The organism is Pseudomonas faucium (assembly GCF_021602585.1).
Lineage (GTDB): Bacteria > Pseudomonadota > Gammaproteobacteria > Pseudomonadales > Pseudomonadaceae > Aquipseudomonas > Aquipseudomonas faucium.
Genome location: NZ_BQIP01000005.1, coordinates 181,076 through 196,770 on the forward strand (window position 1 = coordinate 181,076; position 15,695 = coordinate 196,770).

The 15,695-nt window shown below is 66.5% G+C and carries 13 protein-coding genes and 1 pseudogene; 9 read left to right on the forward strand and 5 right to left on the reverse strand.

Annotated elements, in window-relative coordinates; genetic code table 11:
- Nucleotides 1-10 precede the first annotated feature (10 nt).
- From L6D75_RS08685 to L6D75_RS08720, 8 genes are all read left to right on the forward strand, one after another.
- Nucleotides 11-1,462: a sel1 repeat family protein gene (locus L6D75_RS08685; RefSeq protein ID WP_176513441.1), complete on the forward strand. Its 1,452-nt coding sequence runs from the start codon at nt 11-13 to the stop codon at nt 1,460-1,462.
- The gene (locus L6D75_RS08690; protein WP_176513443.1) at nt 1,459-2,913 is read left to right on the forward strand and encodes an alginate export family protein; all 1,455 of its coding nucleotides are present in this window, start codon (nt 1,459-1,461) and stop codon (nt 2,911-2,913) included. The genes L6D75_RS08685 and L6D75_RS08690 overlap by 4 nt, the downstream gene beginning before the upstream one ends.
- A gap of 14 nt (nt 2,914-2,927) precedes the next feature.
- Nucleotides 2,928-4,355, forward strand: a complete 1,428-nt coding sequence (locus L6D75_RS08695; protein ID WP_176513445.1) for an MBOAT family O-acyltransferase — start codon at nt 2,928-2,930, stop codon at nt 4,353-4,355.
- Nucleotides 4,356-4,364: 9 nt separating this feature from the next.
- Nucleotides 4,365-5,459 carry an alginate O-acetyltransferase gene (locus L6D75_RS08700; protein WP_176513447.1) on the forward strand — a complete coding sequence of 365 codons (1,095 nt, stop codon included), beginning with the start codon at nt 4,365-4,367 and terminating at the stop codon, nt 5,457-5,459.
- A gap of 18 nt (nt 5,460-5,477) precedes the next feature.
- Nucleotides 5,478-6,107 (forward strand): alginate O-acetyltransferase AlgF, encoded by a 630-nt coding sequence (locus L6D75_RS08705; protein WP_176513449.1) that lies wholly within the window; start codon nt 5,478-5,480, stop codon nt 6,105-6,107.
- A 27-nt stretch (nt 6,108-6,134) separates the two neighbouring features.
- Nucleotides 6,135-7,535, forward strand: a complete 1,401-nt coding sequence (locus L6D75_RS08710) for an alginate O-acetyltransferase AlgX-related protein (protein ID WP_176513452.1) — start codon at nt 6,135-6,137, stop codon at nt 7,533-7,535.
- A gap of 92 nt (nt 7,536-7,627) precedes the next feature.
- Nucleotides 7,628-8,767, forward strand: coding sequence for a polysaccharide lyase (locus tag L6D75_RS08715; RefSeq protein ID WP_176513453.1), 1,140 nt, complete (start codon nt 7,628-7,630; stop codon nt 8,765-8,767).
- Between the two features lie 3 nt (nt 8,768-8,770).
- Nucleotides 8,771-10,225: a right-handed parallel beta-helix repeat-containing protein gene (locus L6D75_RS08720; protein WP_176513455.1), complete on the forward strand. Its 1,455-nt coding sequence runs from the start codon at nt 8,771-8,773 to the stop codon at nt 10,223-10,225.
- A 101-nt stretch (nt 10,226-10,326) separates the two neighbouring features.
- On the opposite strand, the gene L6D75_RS08725 is transcribed toward L6D75_RS08720, so the two are convergent.
- Nucleotides 10,327-10,758: a GNAT family N-acetyltransferase gene (locus L6D75_RS08725; protein WP_176518230.1), complete on the reverse strand. Its 432-nt coding sequence runs from the start codon at nt 10,756-10,758 to the stop codon at nt 10,327-10,329.
- Nucleotides 10,748-11,134 carry a DUF488 domain-containing protein gene (locus L6D75_RS08730; RefSeq protein ID WP_176518229.1) on the reverse strand — a complete coding sequence of 129 codons (387 nt, stop codon included), beginning with the start codon at nt 11,132-11,134 and terminating at the stop codon, nt 10,748-10,750. The genes L6D75_RS08725 and L6D75_RS08730 overlap by 11 nt, the downstream gene beginning before the upstream one ends.
- 128 nt (nt 11,135-11,262) lie before the next feature.
- Between L6D75_RS08730 and L6D75_RS08735 the strand changes: the two are divergent.
- Nucleotides 11,263-12,828, forward strand: a pseudogene (locus L6D75_RS08735) (inorganic phosphate transporter); the annotation flags it as partial.
- Between the two features lie 21 nt (nt 12,829-12,849).
- Here the strand turns inward: L6D75_RS08735 and L6D75_RS08740 are convergent.
- The 3 genes from L6D75_RS08740 to L6D75_RS08750 all read right to left on the reverse strand — a co-directional run bounded on the left by L6D75_RS08740 (nt 12,850) and on the right by L6D75_RS08750 (nt 15,561).
- Nucleotides 12,850-13,545 (reverse strand): glutathione S-transferase N-terminal domain-containing protein, encoded by a 696-nt coding sequence (locus L6D75_RS08740; RefSeq protein WP_176517998.1) that lies wholly within the window; start codon nt 13,543-13,545, stop codon nt 12,850-12,852.
- A 75-nt stretch (nt 13,546-13,620) separates the two neighbouring features.
- Nucleotides 13,621-14,121: a PaaI family thioesterase gene (locus L6D75_RS08745; RefSeq protein ID WP_176517999.1), complete on the reverse strand. Its 501-nt coding sequence runs from the start codon at nt 14,119-14,121 to the stop codon at nt 13,621-13,623.
- A 57-nt stretch (nt 14,122-14,178) separates the two neighbouring features.
- Nucleotides 14,179-15,561, reverse strand: a complete 1,383-nt coding sequence (locus L6D75_RS08750; protein ID WP_176518000.1) for an amino acid permease — start codon at nt 15,559-15,561, stop codon at nt 14,179-14,181.
- Nucleotides 15,562-15,695: the final 134 nt, after the last annotated feature.

Here is a 15,695-nt window from a genome sequence, read left to right on the forward strand (position 1 = left end):
GACTGACCCCATGAGCGTGAACATGCCGTCCCGCCTGCTGCTGGCAAGCCTGGCCCTGGCCTGCGCCAGCGCGGCCACTGCCGGGCAGAGCCTGGAACAGATCCGCTACGCGCTGTACAAGGACCCAGGCGCCGAGGTCACTGCCGACCTGCGCGAACTGGCGGCCCGTGGCGACCTGGCCAGTACCCTGCTGCTGGGCGATGTGCTGGCCGGGCGCGACGACGCCAGCCGCACGGAGGTGGTGGCGCTGTACCAGAAGGCCTTTGCCGACGGCCACGGCCTGGTGCCGGCGCTGGCCTCGCTGGCCCGCCTGATCGACCGCACGCCCAGCCTGCGCGAAGCGCAACGGCCCTGGGTGGCCCAGGCGCTGACGCGCTACCCGGCCAACCTCGACCCGCGCAACACCAGCACCACCCTCGAGGTGTTCCTGGCCTACCCGGAGCTGGTCGAGACCACCCAGGCCGCGCAACTGCTGGGCCTGTACGAACGCGCCTGCCTGCTCAACTGCCGCCCCGAGCTGTACCACGCGGTGCTGGCCGAGCGCCAGGGCGACCGCGCCAGCGCCGAGCGCTGGTACCGCCAGGCGGTGCAGGTGGATGTGCGTGCCATCGACCGCTACTACGCGTTCCTCGGCGAGCGCCAGGATCAGCTGTTCCCGGCCTTCACCGACCAGCTCGAGGCGCAGCGCGAGCAGTTGCCGGTGGAGATCGTGCACCGCATCGCCGCGCTGCTCGACAGCATCACCAGCGTGCAGCGCGCCGAGCTCGACGCCGACCGCTACGAGCGCCAGGCCGCCACCAGCACCCTGGAGAAGCTGCCACCGAGCCCCGAGCAACTGGCCCGCGACAAAGCCCAGGACGATGCCCTGAACCTGGCCAGCGCCCGCGTCCAGCGTTGGCGCGACGTGGCCGTGGCCCGCGGCTTCGTGCCGGCCATGGTGTCCAAGGCCAACTACATGATTTCCAACCCCACCGAGCACAACGCCGAGGAAACCCAGGCGCTGATCGACCAGGTGCGCGAGCGCGAACCGACCCGGGCCAAGGCCCTGCAGGCGCAGTTCTACATGGTCAACAACTGGCTGACCCTGGACCCGGACAAGGCCCGCGCCCTGATCGAGGAGCTGCGCGCCAGCCACTACCCGGGCGCCGGCCTGCTTGAGGCCGAGTACTACAGCAAGGGCGTGGCAGACCAGCCCGACCAGGAAAAGGCCCTGGCGCTGTTCCAGGCCGAAGCCGACAAGGGCAACACCGCCGCCTGGTACCGCATGGCCACGCTGCACGCCTATGGCCGCGCCCTGTGCCACGACCCGGTCAAGGCCTACACCTACGCCCGCGTCGCCCTGGACCTTGGCGAGCGCAGCGCGCGCAGCCTGCTCAAGCGCCTGGAGAAGACATTGCAAAAGGATGACATCGAGCGCGCCCTCGCCGCTCGCAACGGACTGTTCAAGGAGGCCACCCTGTGAAAGCGCACCACCCTCTGTTCGGCGCCCTGCTGGCCCTGGCCCCCTTGCCAGCGGCCCTGGCAAGCGAAGAAATCACCGGCCCGCAAGCCGACAGCAACGAGCCGGTGCGCGTCGCCGCCGCCGATGGCAGCGAGCCGGTCATCACCTCGGAGTTCTTCAACAAGCTCACCGTGCAGACCGGCTACGGCCCCGAGGACTCGCAGGTCGGCAGCGACCGCGAGTCGTTCTACAGCCTGCGCTACGAGCCGTCGTTCGCCTGGTACTCGCCGGAAAAGCGCTGGGCCAAGTGGATGGTCTACGGCCGCCTGTGGCTGAACTACGACTCCAGCCAGTCGAGCAACCTGACCAACGAAGCCAGCAACGGCAATGAGCGCGAGCAGCCCGAAGGCTGGTACGCCGAACTGCGCGAGCTGTACGTCAAGCGCAACCTGATCGGCGACGACCCGCGCTTCTCGGCCTCGCTGGGCCGCCAGCGGTTCTACGACGACTACGGCATCTGGTGGGACGACAGCCTCGAGTCGCTGCGCTTCAACTACCAGGACACCTTCAGCGAGGCGTTCTTCGCCGTCGGCCAGAAATTCCACAACTACAACACCGACGTCAACCGCCTGGCCGACAGCGAAGAGCGCACCACCTACCTGATGGGCCAGTACGCCTACCGCTGGAGCCCGAACAACCAGGTCGGCGTGCGCCTGATGCACGAGAACGACCACAGCGGCCACGACGCCGACGACCGCTACGACTTCAAGGGCATGCGCTACGGGCTGTTCTTCAAGGGCGACAACCTGGCCTACCCGGTGCTCAGCGACTACCACCTGGAGCTGGCGGCGCTGGACGGCAAGATGGACAACACCGACGGCAACGGCCAGACCAGCACCGGCCACAGCAGCAAGGGCTGGGCGGCCCTGGGCGAAGTCGGCAAGCGTTTCGACAGCCTGCCATGGACCCCACGCCTGGCCCTGCGCGGCGGCCTGACCGACAAGCCCAGCGACGAAAACGATGGCTTCCGCCTCAATGCCATCCAGTCCGACCGCATCACCCGCAGCGGCTCCTACAGCACCCGCCTGACCAGCTCGTTCGTCGCCCTCGACCTGCGCAACCTGAGCTACTACGGCCTGGCCGTGGAAACCCGGCCGACCCCGCGCAGCGCGCTGGATTTGCGGGTCACCCAGCTGAACCTGCGCGACGCCGATGGCACCCTGCCGATCCGCATGAACGGCGACCAGCGCGCCGAGCGCAACCGCGCCATCGCCCAGGGCAGCAACGGCAACGGGCGCAACGTCGGGCAGATGCTCGACCTCAACTACTACTGGAAGATGTTTCCGGTGGCCATCGACGGCAAGCACCTGGACGTCAACGCGCTGGTCAGCGCCAGTTACCTCAATGCCGGCAGCGCATTGGCAACCGGCGACGACTACCAGCTGAGCGTCGGCGTGGTCATCAGCTACTAAGGACGGGCCCTGCCATGATCTTCGCCTCCAATGTGTTCCTGTTCCTTTACCTGCCGCTGTTCCTGGCCGTGTACTTCCTGGCAAGGCCAAGCTGGCGCTCGACGGTGATCGTGGCCGCCAGCTACATCTTCTATGCCTGGTGGCGGCCGGACTTCCTGCTGCTGTTCGTCGGCATCACCTACTGGAACTACGCCTTCGGCCTGCGCATCAAGGCGCGCCTGGATGCCGGCGACAAGCGCTGGGCCCTGCGCCTGCTGTGGATCGGCGTGGCCGGCAACCTGGCGACCCTGGGCTACTTCAAGTACGCCAACTTCGGTGCCGAAGTACTGGCCCTGCTGCTGGCGCCGTTGGGCATCAACACCTGGACCCTGGAAAACATCTTCCTGCCGCTGGGCATCTCGTTCTACGTGTTCCACGCGCTGAGCTACATCGTCGACATCTACCGCAAGGACGCCACGCCCACCCGCAGCTTCATCGACTTCGCCGCCTTCGTCGCGCTGTTCCCGCACCTGGTGGCCGGGCCGATCCTGCGCTACAGCCAGCTGGCCCCGCAGCTGCGCGAGCGCAGCCATTCCCTGGAGCTGTTTTCGCTGGGCGTGTGCCGGTTCATGCTCGGCTTCATCATGAAGGTGCTGATCGCCGACCGCCTGGCGCCGATCAACGTGCTGTTCGTCAGCGAGGGCGCGCTGCAGTTCAGCGATGCCTGGTTCGGCCTGGTGATCTCCACGCTGCAGCTGTACTTCGACTTCGCCGGCTACAGCCACATGGCCCTGGGCCTGGCGTTGATGATGGGCTTTCGCTTCCCGGAAAACTTCAACCAGCCCTATGTGTCGCAGAGCATCACCGAGTTCTGGGCGCGCTGGCACATGACCCTGGCGCATTTTCTGCGCGACTACGTGTACATGCCGCTGGTGCGCAAGCGCGTGGCCGGCGCGCTGCCGGCGCTGGTCTGGACCATGCTGCTGTCGGGCCTGTGGCACGGGGCGAGCTTCGCCTTCATCTGCTGGGGGCTGTTCTTCGGCATCGGCATGGTCATCGAGCGCAAGTTCGGCCTGGCCACCAAGGTCACCACGCCCTACCGCCTGGGGCGCAACCTGCGCACCGCCCTGCTGATCGTGCTGAGCATGCCGCTGTTCTTCACCATGGACCTGCGCCACAGCCTGGACATCTACCAGGCGCTGTTCGGCTTCAACGGCTTCGGCTCGCTGCAGCTCTACGTGCTCGGCGCCTCGAAGATGGCCATGGCCTTTGCCCTGGTGGCGCTGGCCTGGCTGCTGCTGGCCGGGATCAACAACGTGCGCTTCTATGCCGGCAACAAGGAAGGCTACTTCATGCGCCATGTCGGCGCGCTGCACAGCGTGCTGCTGTGGGGCGGTTTCCTGTTGGCGCTGAGCAGCCTGGCGGCCAACTCCTTTTCGCCCTTCCTGTATTTCCAGTTCTAGGAGACGGCCATGTACCCGGTAATGAATTCGGCCAGCAAGGCCAATGGCCTGATCTTCGCCCTGGTGCTGGGGGCGATGTTCATCTATTCGCTGCCGCCGGTGGCGAGCTTCGCCCGCACCTCCACCGACACCTGGAACCTGTTCGTCGACGGCAAGCTGCTGCGCAAGTTCGAGCAGGCCTACGACAAGCGTTTCTTCCTGCGTGAGCCGTCGGTGCAGCTGTGGGCCGACGCCCAGTTCCACCTGTTCGGCGAAGGCACCAAGGGCGTGGTGCTGGGCAAGGATGGCTGGCTCTACACCAACCAGGAGTACCGCGTGCCCAACGACCTGGAGGCCAACCTGGGCAGCCAGCTGGAGCAGATCGCCAAGGTGCGGGCGCAACTGGCCGAGCACGGCAAGCAGCTGGTGATCCTGCCGCTGCCGATGAAGCTGGACGTGTACGCGGCGCATGCCGAACAGGCCTTCGACCCGCGGGTGAGCAGCCTCTACGACCGCTTTGTCGCCGAGCTGCAGCGCCGCCAGCTGGACGTGGTGCCGCTGCGCTCGGCGTTCCTGGCCAACCTCGACGGCCCGCAGCTGTTTCTCAAGTCCGACACCCACTGGAGCCCGGAAGGCGCGCGGTTATCGGCCTACGAGCTGGCGCGCCAGCGCCCGCAGCTGCTCGGTGACCAGGTGTACGTGTCGCACAAGGCCGGCGAGAAGAGCGTCAAGGGCGACCTGATGAACTACATCCAGTTCGACCACGCGCGCCTGGCGCCGCAGTTCGGCCCCAACCCGATCGCCCTGTACGAAACCCTCAAGGCCGAGCAGCAGGCCGACGACCTGTTCGCCGAGCAGGACCAGAGCCTGCTGCTGGTGGGCACCAGCTACAGCAAGATCGACGACTGGAATTTCGTCGGCTTTCTCAAGGAAGCGCTCAACCGCGACCTGTTGAGCATCGCCGTGGAAGCCCGCGGCCCGTTCGAGGCGATGAACCAGTTCCTGGCCAGCGACCAGCTGGCCAATGCGCAGATCGACACCGTGGTCTGGGAATTCCCCCTGCGCACCCTGCTTGCCCACCGGCCCGGCTCACTCAGCCGCAGCGCCACGCCGCAACATTTCTGACGAATCATGGAGAACCTGATGAAACTGACCCACCTGTTCGCTGCCATCGCCCTGGCCACCGCCAGCCACGCCACCCTGGCCGCCGAGGGCAATGCCGACCTGTATGACGCGGTGGCCCCGGCCGACTCGGCGTTCGTGCGCGTGCTCAACCTGTCCGACAGCAACATCGACGTGACCCTCAGCGGCAAGGTCAACCCGCAGCGGGTCGCCGCCGGCCAGCTCAGCGGCTACCGCTTCACCCCGGCAGGGGCGCACAAGATCGCCGTCGCCGGCAAGGCCATCGAGCCGCAGCTCAAGGCCAATGCCGCCAGCACCGTGGTGTATGACGGCAAGCAACTGACGCTGATCAGCGACAAGTACGTCAACGAGCCGAAAAAGGCCCAGATCGCCTTCTACAACCTGACCCCAGCCCAGGCTGCGCTGAAGACCTCCGATGGCAAGCACGAGGTGGTCGCCCCGCTCGCCAACGGCCAGACCGGCACGCGCATGGTCAACGAAATCAAGATCGACTTCGCCGCCTATGCCCAGGACACCAAGGTCGCCAGCTTCGACGAGCAGTTCCTCAAGAAGGGCCGCTCCTACAGCTATGTGCTGCTGCCGGGCAACCGCAGCATGACCCTGGCCAACAGCATCGACCCCACCGAGTGACGCCCACGCTGCAAGGATGAATGGCACATGAAGACGCTTCTAACCTCCGCCCTGGGCCTGGCCATGGCCGTGCTCAGCCTGCCCGGCCAGGCCGCGCCGGCGGGCAAGGCCGGCTGTGAAAACCTGCAGTGCATGGTCTGCCCGGCGCTGAGCGACCCGCAACGCTATGGCGAAGGGCGCATGAAGCTGATGCGCGAGATCGTGCCCGGCAAGGACCGCTGGCTGTTCCGCTCGATGGTCGACCTGACCAACGACTTCGGCATCCCCGCCCCCATGCGCCCGGAGTTCGCCCGCCTGATGCAGGCCTTCGAGCGCCAGGGCATCCATGTGGCCATGGCGATCCAGCCGACCCGCGGGCTGATGCACCGCGACAAGCTGCTGCCGGGGCAACTGCACGGCTTCGACTACGCCCGCGCCAGCAGCAACCTGGGCAGCTACCTGGGCCAGCTGCGCCAGGGCGGCGCGGTGGTGGCGCCGATGATGCAGCTGGTGCAGCAGCCGCCCGAGGGCGAGTACTTCTTCCGCCGCGACCACCACTGGACGCCCAACGGCGCCGAGGCCACGGCCAAGCTGATGGCCGAGGAAATCCGCCGGCAGCCGTTCTACGCCGGGCTGGCCAAGAAGGCCTACCGCACCGAGCCGGGCGTGATGGTGCCCAAGGACGGCACGCTGAACCTGGCGCTGAGCTACATCTGTGGCAACAACTACGGTTTCCAGTACGTGCGCGGCTACCAGACCATCCCCGAGGCCGCGGGCGCCGACGCCTTGTTCGACGAAGCGCCCGACCCCGAAGTGATCCTGGTCGGCGACAGTAACGCCGCCGCCCGTGAAGACGAGAGCAAGCAGTTCAACTTCGATGGCTACCTGAAGCAGTACCTGGGGGTGGACATCCTCAACTATGCCCTGCCGGGGGTGGGCGAGGATGGCTCGCTGCTGGAGTACCTGCTGTCTGGCGACTACAAGCCCAAGGCGCCGCCCAAGCTGATCGTCTGGGAACTGCCGGCCAACTACCGGCTCGACTCGCCGTTGATGTACCGCCAGCTGGTGCCTGCGGTGCAGGGCGGCTGCGCGGTGTCCAAGGAGGTGCTGGGGGCGAAGCTGCAGCGCCCGGCGCTGAAGGTGGGCGAGCGCATCGAGCTGCTGAGCAATGCCGGCAGTGGGCGCCAGTCGCTGAGCGGTTCGAAGGGGTTTCTCGACATTCGCCTGAGTGACAAGAACGTCAAGGACTTCTACATCATCGTCTATTACGACAATGGCGCGCGGGACAAGGTGTGGTTCCGCCGCGAGGCAGCGGTGACCGGGGGGCAGTATTACCTGGAGCTGAGCAAGGACCCGGCGTTTGCCGGGGCCAACTTGCTGTCGGTGTTCATGGAACCGACCAAGCCGGGGACAGTGGCTACCGATGTGGAGACGCGGCTGTGTCTGTGAAGAGTGTATTGCCGGGGCTGGGGCTGCTTTGCAGCCCTTTCGCGACACAAGGCCGCTCCTACAAGGATCGCGCGGCGCCTGTAGGAGCGGCCTTGCGTCGCGAAAGGGGCGCAACGCGCCCCCAGAACCTCGCGCTGCTGCTGGCCTTCTCCCTATGGCTCCCGCAAACCCAGGCCGCGCAATCCATCTGGCCCGCCCACAGCACCCCACAGTCGGCCATGATCGCCGACTACCGCACCCTGTCCTGCACCCAGGAGCCGCCCGCGCCCTACACCGGCACCCTGCACCTGCAAAGCAAGTACGACCAGCGCGATGCCAGCAAGTCGACCCTGCGCAGCAGCCCCGACGCCGACAGCGAGCGCATCGGCAAGCAGGTCAAGCAGTTCGTCGGCGGCCTGATCTACGCCAGCAAGCGCTTCCAGCGCGCCAAGAAGCCCCAGCAGGCCAACATGGCCCTGGCCTGCCAGGACCAATGGCTGCAGCGCTGGGCCGAAGCCGGCGCGCTGCTCAACCCCGATGCCAGCGGCACCGGCATGGCCGCACGCAAATGGGCGTTGGCGGCCATGGCCGGCAGCGTGCTGCTGACCCAGGCCGCCAGCGACGGCAAGCTGCAACTGAGCCCGGCGCAGAAAACCTGGTTCAGCCGCCTGGGCGAATTGGTGATCGCCGAATACGACCCACGCCGCACGGCCAAGGGCGTGTACTTCAACAACCACGACTACTGGGCGGCCTGGGCCGTGGCCGCCACCGGCATGCTGGTGGGCCGCGACGACTTCATCCAGTGGGCCGACGGCAACCTGCGCCGCGGCCTGGCCCAGGCAGTGCGCAGCAGCGACGGCAGCTATGCCTACCTGCCGCTGGAAGTGGCGCGCAGCAAGCTGGCCGCCACCTACAGCCAGTACGCGCTGGTACCGCTGGTGCTGCTGGCAGAATCGGCACGCGCCAATGGCCTGGGCTGGAGCGCCGAAGACCAGCACACCCTGGACCTGCTGGCCAACTTCGCCGCCCGCAGCGTGCTCGCCCCCGATGAGCTACCCGAACTCAAGGGCCAGGCACAAACCGACGTTGCGCCCTACAAGCTGGCCTGGCTGATCCCGTTCCTCGAGCGTAACCCCCGGCACGCCCTGGCGCGCCAGCTGTACGACAGCGAAGACGGCGAGGTGGACAACTACAGCCAGCTCGGTGGCCCGCTCAAACCCTTCTACTCGCCACTGCCCGGATCAAGGAGCTGAACCATGGCCGCCCTCGCCCGCTTTTCCCTCACCTGCCTGGCCGCCTTGTGCCTGGCCGGCACGGCCCAAGCCGCCAGCCAGGCGCTGCCGGCCAACCAGACGGTGACCCAGCTGACCCAGGACCAGCGCCAGCTCAAGGTCGAGCAGCTGCGCCAGCAGGTGCGCCAGGCCGTGGCCTTCCAGCAGGCCGAACGCCCGCGCCCGGCAGGCCGCGCCAGCGTCAGCCTGCAGCCGATGTTCTCGGCCCAGGCCGGCAGCTGGCCGTTCGAACCGTTCGTCAACAACGGCCTGTTCCGCGCCATCGCCGGCTACCAGGCGCATCACCCGCAGGTGGTGCAGCTGCGCGGCGGCAGCATCACCCTGGCGCAGTTGCACGATGCCCTTGGCGACCCGCGCATCCTCAAGCGCTACAAGGACGGCTACCTGCTCAGCTACCCGCTGCTGATCGCAGCCGATGCCGGGCTGGTGATCGAAGGCACCAGCCTGTACCTGTCGAGTTTTTCCGGCACCGCGCTGATCAACCAGGGCTGGCTGGGGCTCAACCAGTCGAGCCTGGAAAGCATGGCCGGCGAGCGCCCCGGCGCCACCGAACGCGCCTGGCGCCCGTTCGTGGTGGCCTGGGCCGGCAGCCACACCCAGGTGCTCGGTTCGACCCTCAAGCGCCTGGGCTACAACGCCAACCTCTCGCGCGGCCTGACCACCGCCCTGAGCGCCCAGCAGCCGGCGAGCACGCGCCTGGCCACGGTGCTGATCCGCGACAGCCACTTCAGCCAGATGTCCAGCGCGGTGGAGTTGCAGCACAGCCAGGCGACCATCGGCGCCAGCCAGTTCGAGCAGTCGCAGCAGTACGCCATCGACGTGCGCGACAGCCAGCTGAAGCTTGAGGGCAACCAGCTGCGCGGCATCGACAACAACAGCGGCGTGCGCCTGCGCGGGCAAACCCAGGCGCTGGTGCAAGGCAACCTGATCCTCGGCGCGGCCAAGGCGGCCATCGAGGTCAGCGAGCAGCAAGGGGCGGTGCTGTTGGCAGGCAATCGTATCGGCGACAGCCGTGGCAATGGCATCCAGTTGCGCAACCTGGCACCGACCGCGGCGGCGCCGCTGGTGATCGACGACAACCTGCTGGCCAGCAGCCAGGGCAGCGCGGTGGATGCCAGCGAGGTGGGCGCCGTGGCGTTGCTCGACAACCGGATTGGCAATACCTCGGAATATGCCGTGAGCGTGCGCAACGCCGCGCCGCTGCCGGGGCCGCTGGTGCTCAGCGGCAACCGCCTGGGCCAGGTGGGCAAGGCGCTGGTGCGGGTGGAGGGGGTGCGTGATGTGGTGCTGGGGGCGAACAGCTATGAGGGCAAGCCGTTGCTGCAGAACCTGTTGATTGGGGATTTGCTGCCGTTGCAGGGGCAGCTGCTGGAGGCCACTGTGCGCCAGGGGGGCACGGTGCGGGTGCAGCAGCAGTGATTGATCGGGCCCTATCGCCGGCAAGCCGGCTCCCACAGGAGCCTTCCGTGCCCATGCGATAGGTGTGGGAGCCGGCTTGCCGGCGATAGGGCCCGATCAGTTCACCCCACCACCCGCTGCATACGCACGAAACACTCATCCTCGCCCATCTCGACAAACCCATGGCGCAGGTACAGCCGCCGCGCCGGGTTGCTCTTGAACACCATCAACCTCAGCAACGGCAAGCGCCGCTGCCCGGCCCAAACGGCCAACTGCTCCAGCACCCAGCCGCCCACCCCGCGCCCACGCTGCTCTGGCCGCAAATGCAGCTCGCGAATGAACAGCGCCTGGCGGTCCTGGCTGAGGCTGCAGAAACCCAGCACGTTGTCCCCCTCGACGATCAGCCACTGCTCGCGCCAGCCCCAGGCCTGGTCGAAGGCCTCTTCAACCCACAGCAGATCGAACTGGCGGTAATAAGGCAGCATCGCCCGGCGCGTGAGGTCGCGGGCGAAGGTGCAGTGCTGGTCGCCGGCGCGCTTGAGTTCAAGGGGCATAGCACACCGGCGAACTGCCCGGCGCGCGCCGTTCCCATTCCTCTTCGAGCCAGGCGGCCAGCACCTGGGCGTTGTTGTGCTCGGTGTCCTTGCCGGCATACAGCAGGGTCAGGTCACCCTTGGCCAGCCAGTCCAGCAGTGGATACCAGTGCTCGGGATGGGCTGCCAGCTCCTGCCGATAGCGCTGGGCGAACGCATTGAAATCGAGCTCGCCCTGGTGAAACGCCTTGCGCAATCGAGCCGACGGCGCCACCTCGCGCAGCCACTGGCCGTGCAACTCATCCTTGCGTTTGTTGCGCGGCCACAGGCGGTCGACCAGCACCCGCTGGCCATCGCCGGGGTCAGCCGCGTCATAGACGCGCTTGCAGCGAATCATGGGGTTCTCCTGCCTTTACCACTCGTCTTGAGCCTAGGTAATTCATTGACCGAGGTCACGTCCCGGTAACGAATTGTTTCTATGCTGACAGCCTTCGGCACCTTCGCCTGAAGCCACTCGGAGCCACCATGGCAACCCCGTCACTGGCCAGCCAGCCGCAACTGGCCCACCGCGATTCACGCCCGCAGCTGTCGCACAAACCCGGGCGCGCCACACTCTTTCTGTTCTTCGGCCTGCTCATGGCCGGCATCGCCTACACCGCCTGGAGCCTCAAGCAGGACGTCAGCGCCAGCGGCACGGTAATCACCACGGTCACGCCGTTTCTGCTGCTGGGCCTGGCGCTGTTGATCGCCCTGGGCTTCGAGTTCGTCAATGGCTTCCACGATACCGCCAATGCCGTGGCCACGGTGATCTACACCCACTCGCTGCCGGCGCCGGTGGCGGTGGTCTGGTCGGGGCTGTGCAATTTCCTCGGCGTGCTGCTTTCCAGCGGCGCGGTGGCCTTCGGCATCATTGCCCTGCTGCCGGTGGAGCTGATACTGCAGGTGGGCTCCACCGCGGGGTTCGCCATGGTCTTCGCCCTGCTGCTGGCCGCGATCATCTGGAACCTCGGCACCTGGTGGCTGGGCCTGCCGGCCTCGTCCTCGCACACCCTGATCGGCTCGATCATCGGCGTGGGCGTGGCCAACGCCCTGATGCATGGGCGTGACGGCACCAGCGGGGTGGACTGGGGCCAGGCCAGCAAGGTCGGCTACGCCCTGTTGTTCTCGCCCTTGATCGGCTTCGCCTGCGCCGCCCTGCTGCTGCTCGCCCTGCGCGCGCTGGTCAAGCGCAAGGAGCTGTACCAGGCACCGGAAGGCCGCACGCCGCCACCTTGGTGGATCCGTGGGGTGCTGATCCTCACCTGTACCGGGGTTTCCTTCGCCCACGGCTCCAACGACGGGCAAAAAGGCATGGGCCTGATCATGCTGATCCTGGTCGGTACCTTGCCGATGGCCTACGCGCTGAACAAGACCATGCCCAGCGAGCAGGCGCTGCAGTTCTCCGCCGTTGCCGAAGTGACCCGCCAGGCCCTGGTGCGCAGCGACCCGCGGCCGTTGCCCGGCGACCCGCGCCAGGTGCTGACCGCGTTCATCTCAGAGCCCAAGGCCAACCCGCAACTGGTGCCTGCCCTGGCCAGCCTCACCGGCATGATCGGCGAGGAAGTCAAAGGCTACGGTTCGCTCAAGCGGGTGCCGGCCGAGGCCATGGCCAACGTGCGCAATGACATGTACCTGACCAGCGAAGCGATCCGCCTGATGGAGAAAAACCAGCTGGTCAGCTTCGACGCCGACACCCGCAGCCACGTGCAATTGTTCAAGACCCAGCTCGACGACGCCACCCGCTACATCCCGCTGTGGGTCAAGGTGGCCGTGGCCATCGCCCTGGGCCTTGGGACCATGGTCGGCTGGCGGCGCATCGTGGTGACGGTGGGCGAGAAGATCGGCAAGACCCACCTGAGCTATGCCCAGGGCGCTTCGGCCGAGGTGGTGGCGATGTGCACCATCGGTGCTGCGGACATGTTCGGCCTGCCGGTTTCGACCACCCATGTGCTGAGCTCTGGCGTGGCCGGGACCATGGTCGCCAATGGCTCGGGGATTCAGAAACGCACGCTGATCAATTTGCTGATGGCCTGGGTGCTGACCTTGCCGGCGATAGGGCCAGACCTGCCCACATCAACCCGGAATCTTCAGCCCACGCTGCACCGCCGGCCGCTCGAGGAACCTGGCCAGCACCCGCTGCACTTCCTTGAACTCATCGAACCCCACCAGCTCCCGCGCGTTGTAGCGCTCCACCAGGTTGCGCACCCAGGGGAAGATGGCGATGTCGGCAATGCTGTAGTGCTCGACCATCCATTCGCGGCCCTTCAGGTGCCGGTCCAGCACGCCCAGCAAGCGCTTCGATTCGTTGACGTAGCGATCACGCGGGCGCTTGTCTTCGAAGTCCTTGCCGGCAAAGAAATGGAAGAAGCCGACCTGGCCGAACATCGGCCCGATGCCGCCCATCTGGAACATCAGCCACTGGATCGTCTGGTAGCGGGTGGCCGGGTCCTGGCTGAGCAGTTGCCCGCTCTTCTCGGCCAGGTACTGCAGGATCGCGCCCGACTCGAACAGCGGCAGCGGCTGGCCGCCCGGCCCGTTGGGGTCGAGGATCGCCGGGATTTTGTTGTTGGCACTGAGGGAGATGAACTCCGGGCTCATCTGCTCGTCGCTGTCGAAGCTGACCTTGTGCGCCTCGTAAGGCAGGCCGATCTCCTCCAGCATGATCGACACCTTCACCCCATTGGGCGTGGGCAACGAATACAACTGCAGGCGCTCGGGGTGCTGCGCGGGCCATTTGCGGGTGATGGGGAATGCGCTGAGATCGGTCATGGTCAACCTGTGCCAGGGAAGTGGAACTTGTCACTCTAGTGGCATCGCGCGCGGCTGACCATCACCGGCCTGTGCTCAGCTCGCCTGGCCGTGCGCCTTGAGCTTGAGCTTTTCGGTGTCGACGCGCACGAACACCGAGTCGGCGCTGACGGTGAGCACATCGCCGGCCCAGACCTCGCACAGCACACGGGTCTTGCGCCCCACTTCACCTTCGACGCGCGCCTTGAGCAGCAGCTCGACTCCCATCGGCGTGGGCTTGAGGTAGTTCACGCCCAGGCTGCCGGTGACGCAGTCGATACGCGGCAGGCTGCCGGGCTCGCGGCCCTCGGCGCGGTAGTGATAGGCCATGGCCGTCCAGTTGGAGTGGCAGTCGACCAGCATCGCCAGGAGCCCGCCGTAGACCAGGCCGGGCCAGCCGATGAAGCTGCTGTCGGGGTTGTGCCGGCACAACAGGTGGATACCATCGCTGTCCCAGTGGCTTTGCAGGTGCAGGCCGCTGGGGTGGGAGCAGCCGCAGCCGTAGCAGGTGCCTTCGGGCGCGGCCAGGGCCTGGAGGGAAAGGGTGTGCTCGTTCATACGCTTCCTGTGCTTGTTGGAATGGGGGCGCGCAACGCCCCCATTAAATCAGAAAGCTCAAGCCGTCTGCGCAACCACCTTGCCGCCCTTCTGGGTCAGCGACACCAGCAGGATGAACAGGGTTACCCCAGCGGTCATCAGCGTTTCGTAACGGTAGGCCTCGTTGAACAGCATGTAGCCGAGCACCAGCAAGATGGTGCCGATCACCAGCCAGGTGAGCCACGGGAACAGCCACATCTTCAGCTCCAGCGGCCGCCCTTCGCGGTCGGCACGGGCACGCATGCGCAGCTGCGACACGGCGATCACCAGGTACACCAGCAAGGCGATGGCGCCGGTGGTGGAGAGCAAAAAGCCGAACACCTTGCCGGGGAACACATAGTTGACGAAGCAGCCGGCAAAGCCTGCCAGGGTGGAGAGAAGCACCGCCACGGTCGGCACGCCCGCGCCGGAAATACGCTTGGTCATGCTCAGCGCCTGGCCGCGTGCGCCCAGCGAGTAGAGCATCCGCGAGGCGGTGTAGAGGCCGGAGTTCATGCAGCTGGTGACCGCCACCAGCACCACCAGGTCGACCAGCAGCTTGGCGCCCGGCACGTTGAGCACTTCCAGCACCCGCTGGAACGAGCCTACTGCCTTCAGGCCCGGGTCGTTCCACGCCACCAGCGACACCACCAGGAAGATCGACGCCAGGTAGAAGATCGCGATGCGGTACACCACCAGGTTGGTGGCGCGGCGGATCTTGTCTTTCGGGTTGGCGGTTTCATCGGCGGCGATGGTCACGATCTCGGCGCCGAAGAACGAGAAGATGGTGATCAGCACCCCGCCCAGCACCGTGCCGAAACCGTTGGGCATGAACCCGCCGTTATCCCACAGGCGGCTCACGCCGGACACTTCGGCCAGCGGCCAGAAGCCGAACACGGCCAGGCTGCAGACCGCGATGAAGGCGACGATGGCAATCACCTTGACCAGGGCGAACCAGTACTCGAATGCACCGAAGTTCTTCACGCTGACCAGGTTGGTGCCCGACAGCAGGAACATGATCAGGAAGGCGAACAGCCACGACGGCACCCCGGGGAAGTAGGCGTGCAGGATGTCTGCGCCGGCGATGGCCTCGACCGGGATGATCAGCACCCAGAACCACCAGTACAGCCAGCCGATGGTGAAGCCGGCCCAGGGGCCGATGGCCTCGGAGGCGTAGGTGGAGAACGAGCCGCTGTTGGGGTTGGCGATGGCCATTTCGCCGAGCATGCGCATCACCAGCAGCACCAGCAGGCCGGTCATTGCGTAGGAGATGAGGATGGCCGGGCCGGCGGTGGCGATGGCGTTGGACGAGCCGATGAACAGGCCGGCGCCGATGATGCCGGCGATGGAGATCATGGACACCTGACGCGATGTCAGGCCGTGCTGCAAGGAACGCTGTTTGTTGTTGTCTAGCGAAGCCATGGAGAACCCTCGAATGGGTCGGCCGCCACGCGGACGGCTGAAAAGTTGGAGCAGAATTCTTGTAGGTGTGTTGCTCTTTTTTCTTGTTCTGAAGTTGCCGGTCGCGCACTGACCTCCTCTTTGCATCACCGGTT

Excerpts from the sequence above, each read along its gene's own strand:
- L6D75_RS08685 (WP_176513441.1), top strand. The coding sequence starts at position 11 with ATGAGCGTGAACATGCCGTCCCGCCTGCTGCTGGCAAGCCTGGCCCTG.
- L6D75_RS08695 (WP_176513445.1), top strand. The coding sequence starts at position 2,928 with ATGATCTTCGCCTCCAATGTGTTCCTGTTCCTTTACCTGCCGCTGTTC.
- L6D75_RS08700 (WP_176513447.1), top strand. The coding sequence starts at position 4,365 with ATGTACCCGGTAATGAATTCGGCCAGCAAGGCCAATGGCCTGATCTTC.
- L6D75_RS08705 (WP_176513449.1), top strand. The coding sequence starts at position 5,478 with ATGAAACTGACCCACCTGTTCGCTGCCATCGCCCTGGCCACCGCCAGC.
- L6D75_RS08710 (WP_176513452.1), top strand. The coding sequence starts at position 6,135 with ATGAAGACGCTTCTAACCTCCGCCCTGGGCCTGGCCATGGCCGTGCTC.
- L6D75_RS08720 (WP_176513455.1), top strand. The coding sequence starts at position 8,771 with ATGGCCGCCCTCGCCCGCTTTTCCCTCACCTGCCTGGCCGCCTTGTGC.
- L6D75_RS08725 (WP_176518230.1), bottom strand. The coding sequence starts at position 10,758 with ATGCCCCTTGAACTCAAGCGCGCCGGCGACCAGCACTGCACCTTCGCC.
- L6D75_RS08730 (WP_176518229.1), bottom strand. The coding sequence starts at position 11,134 with ATGATTCGCTGCAAGCGCGTCTATGACGCGGCTGACCCCGGCGATGGC.
- L6D75_RS08740 (WP_176517998.1), bottom strand. The coding sequence starts at position 13,545 with ATGACCGATCTCAGCGCATTCCCCATCACCCGCAAATGGCCCGCGCAG.
- L6D75_RS08745 (WP_176517999.1), bottom strand. The coding sequence starts at position 14,121 with ATGAACGAGCACACCCTTTCCCTCCAGGCCCTGGCCGCGCCCGAAGGC.
- L6D75_RS08750 (WP_176518000.1), bottom strand. The coding sequence starts at position 15,561 with ATGGCTTCGCTAGACAACAACAAACAGCGTTCCTTGCAGCACGGCCTG.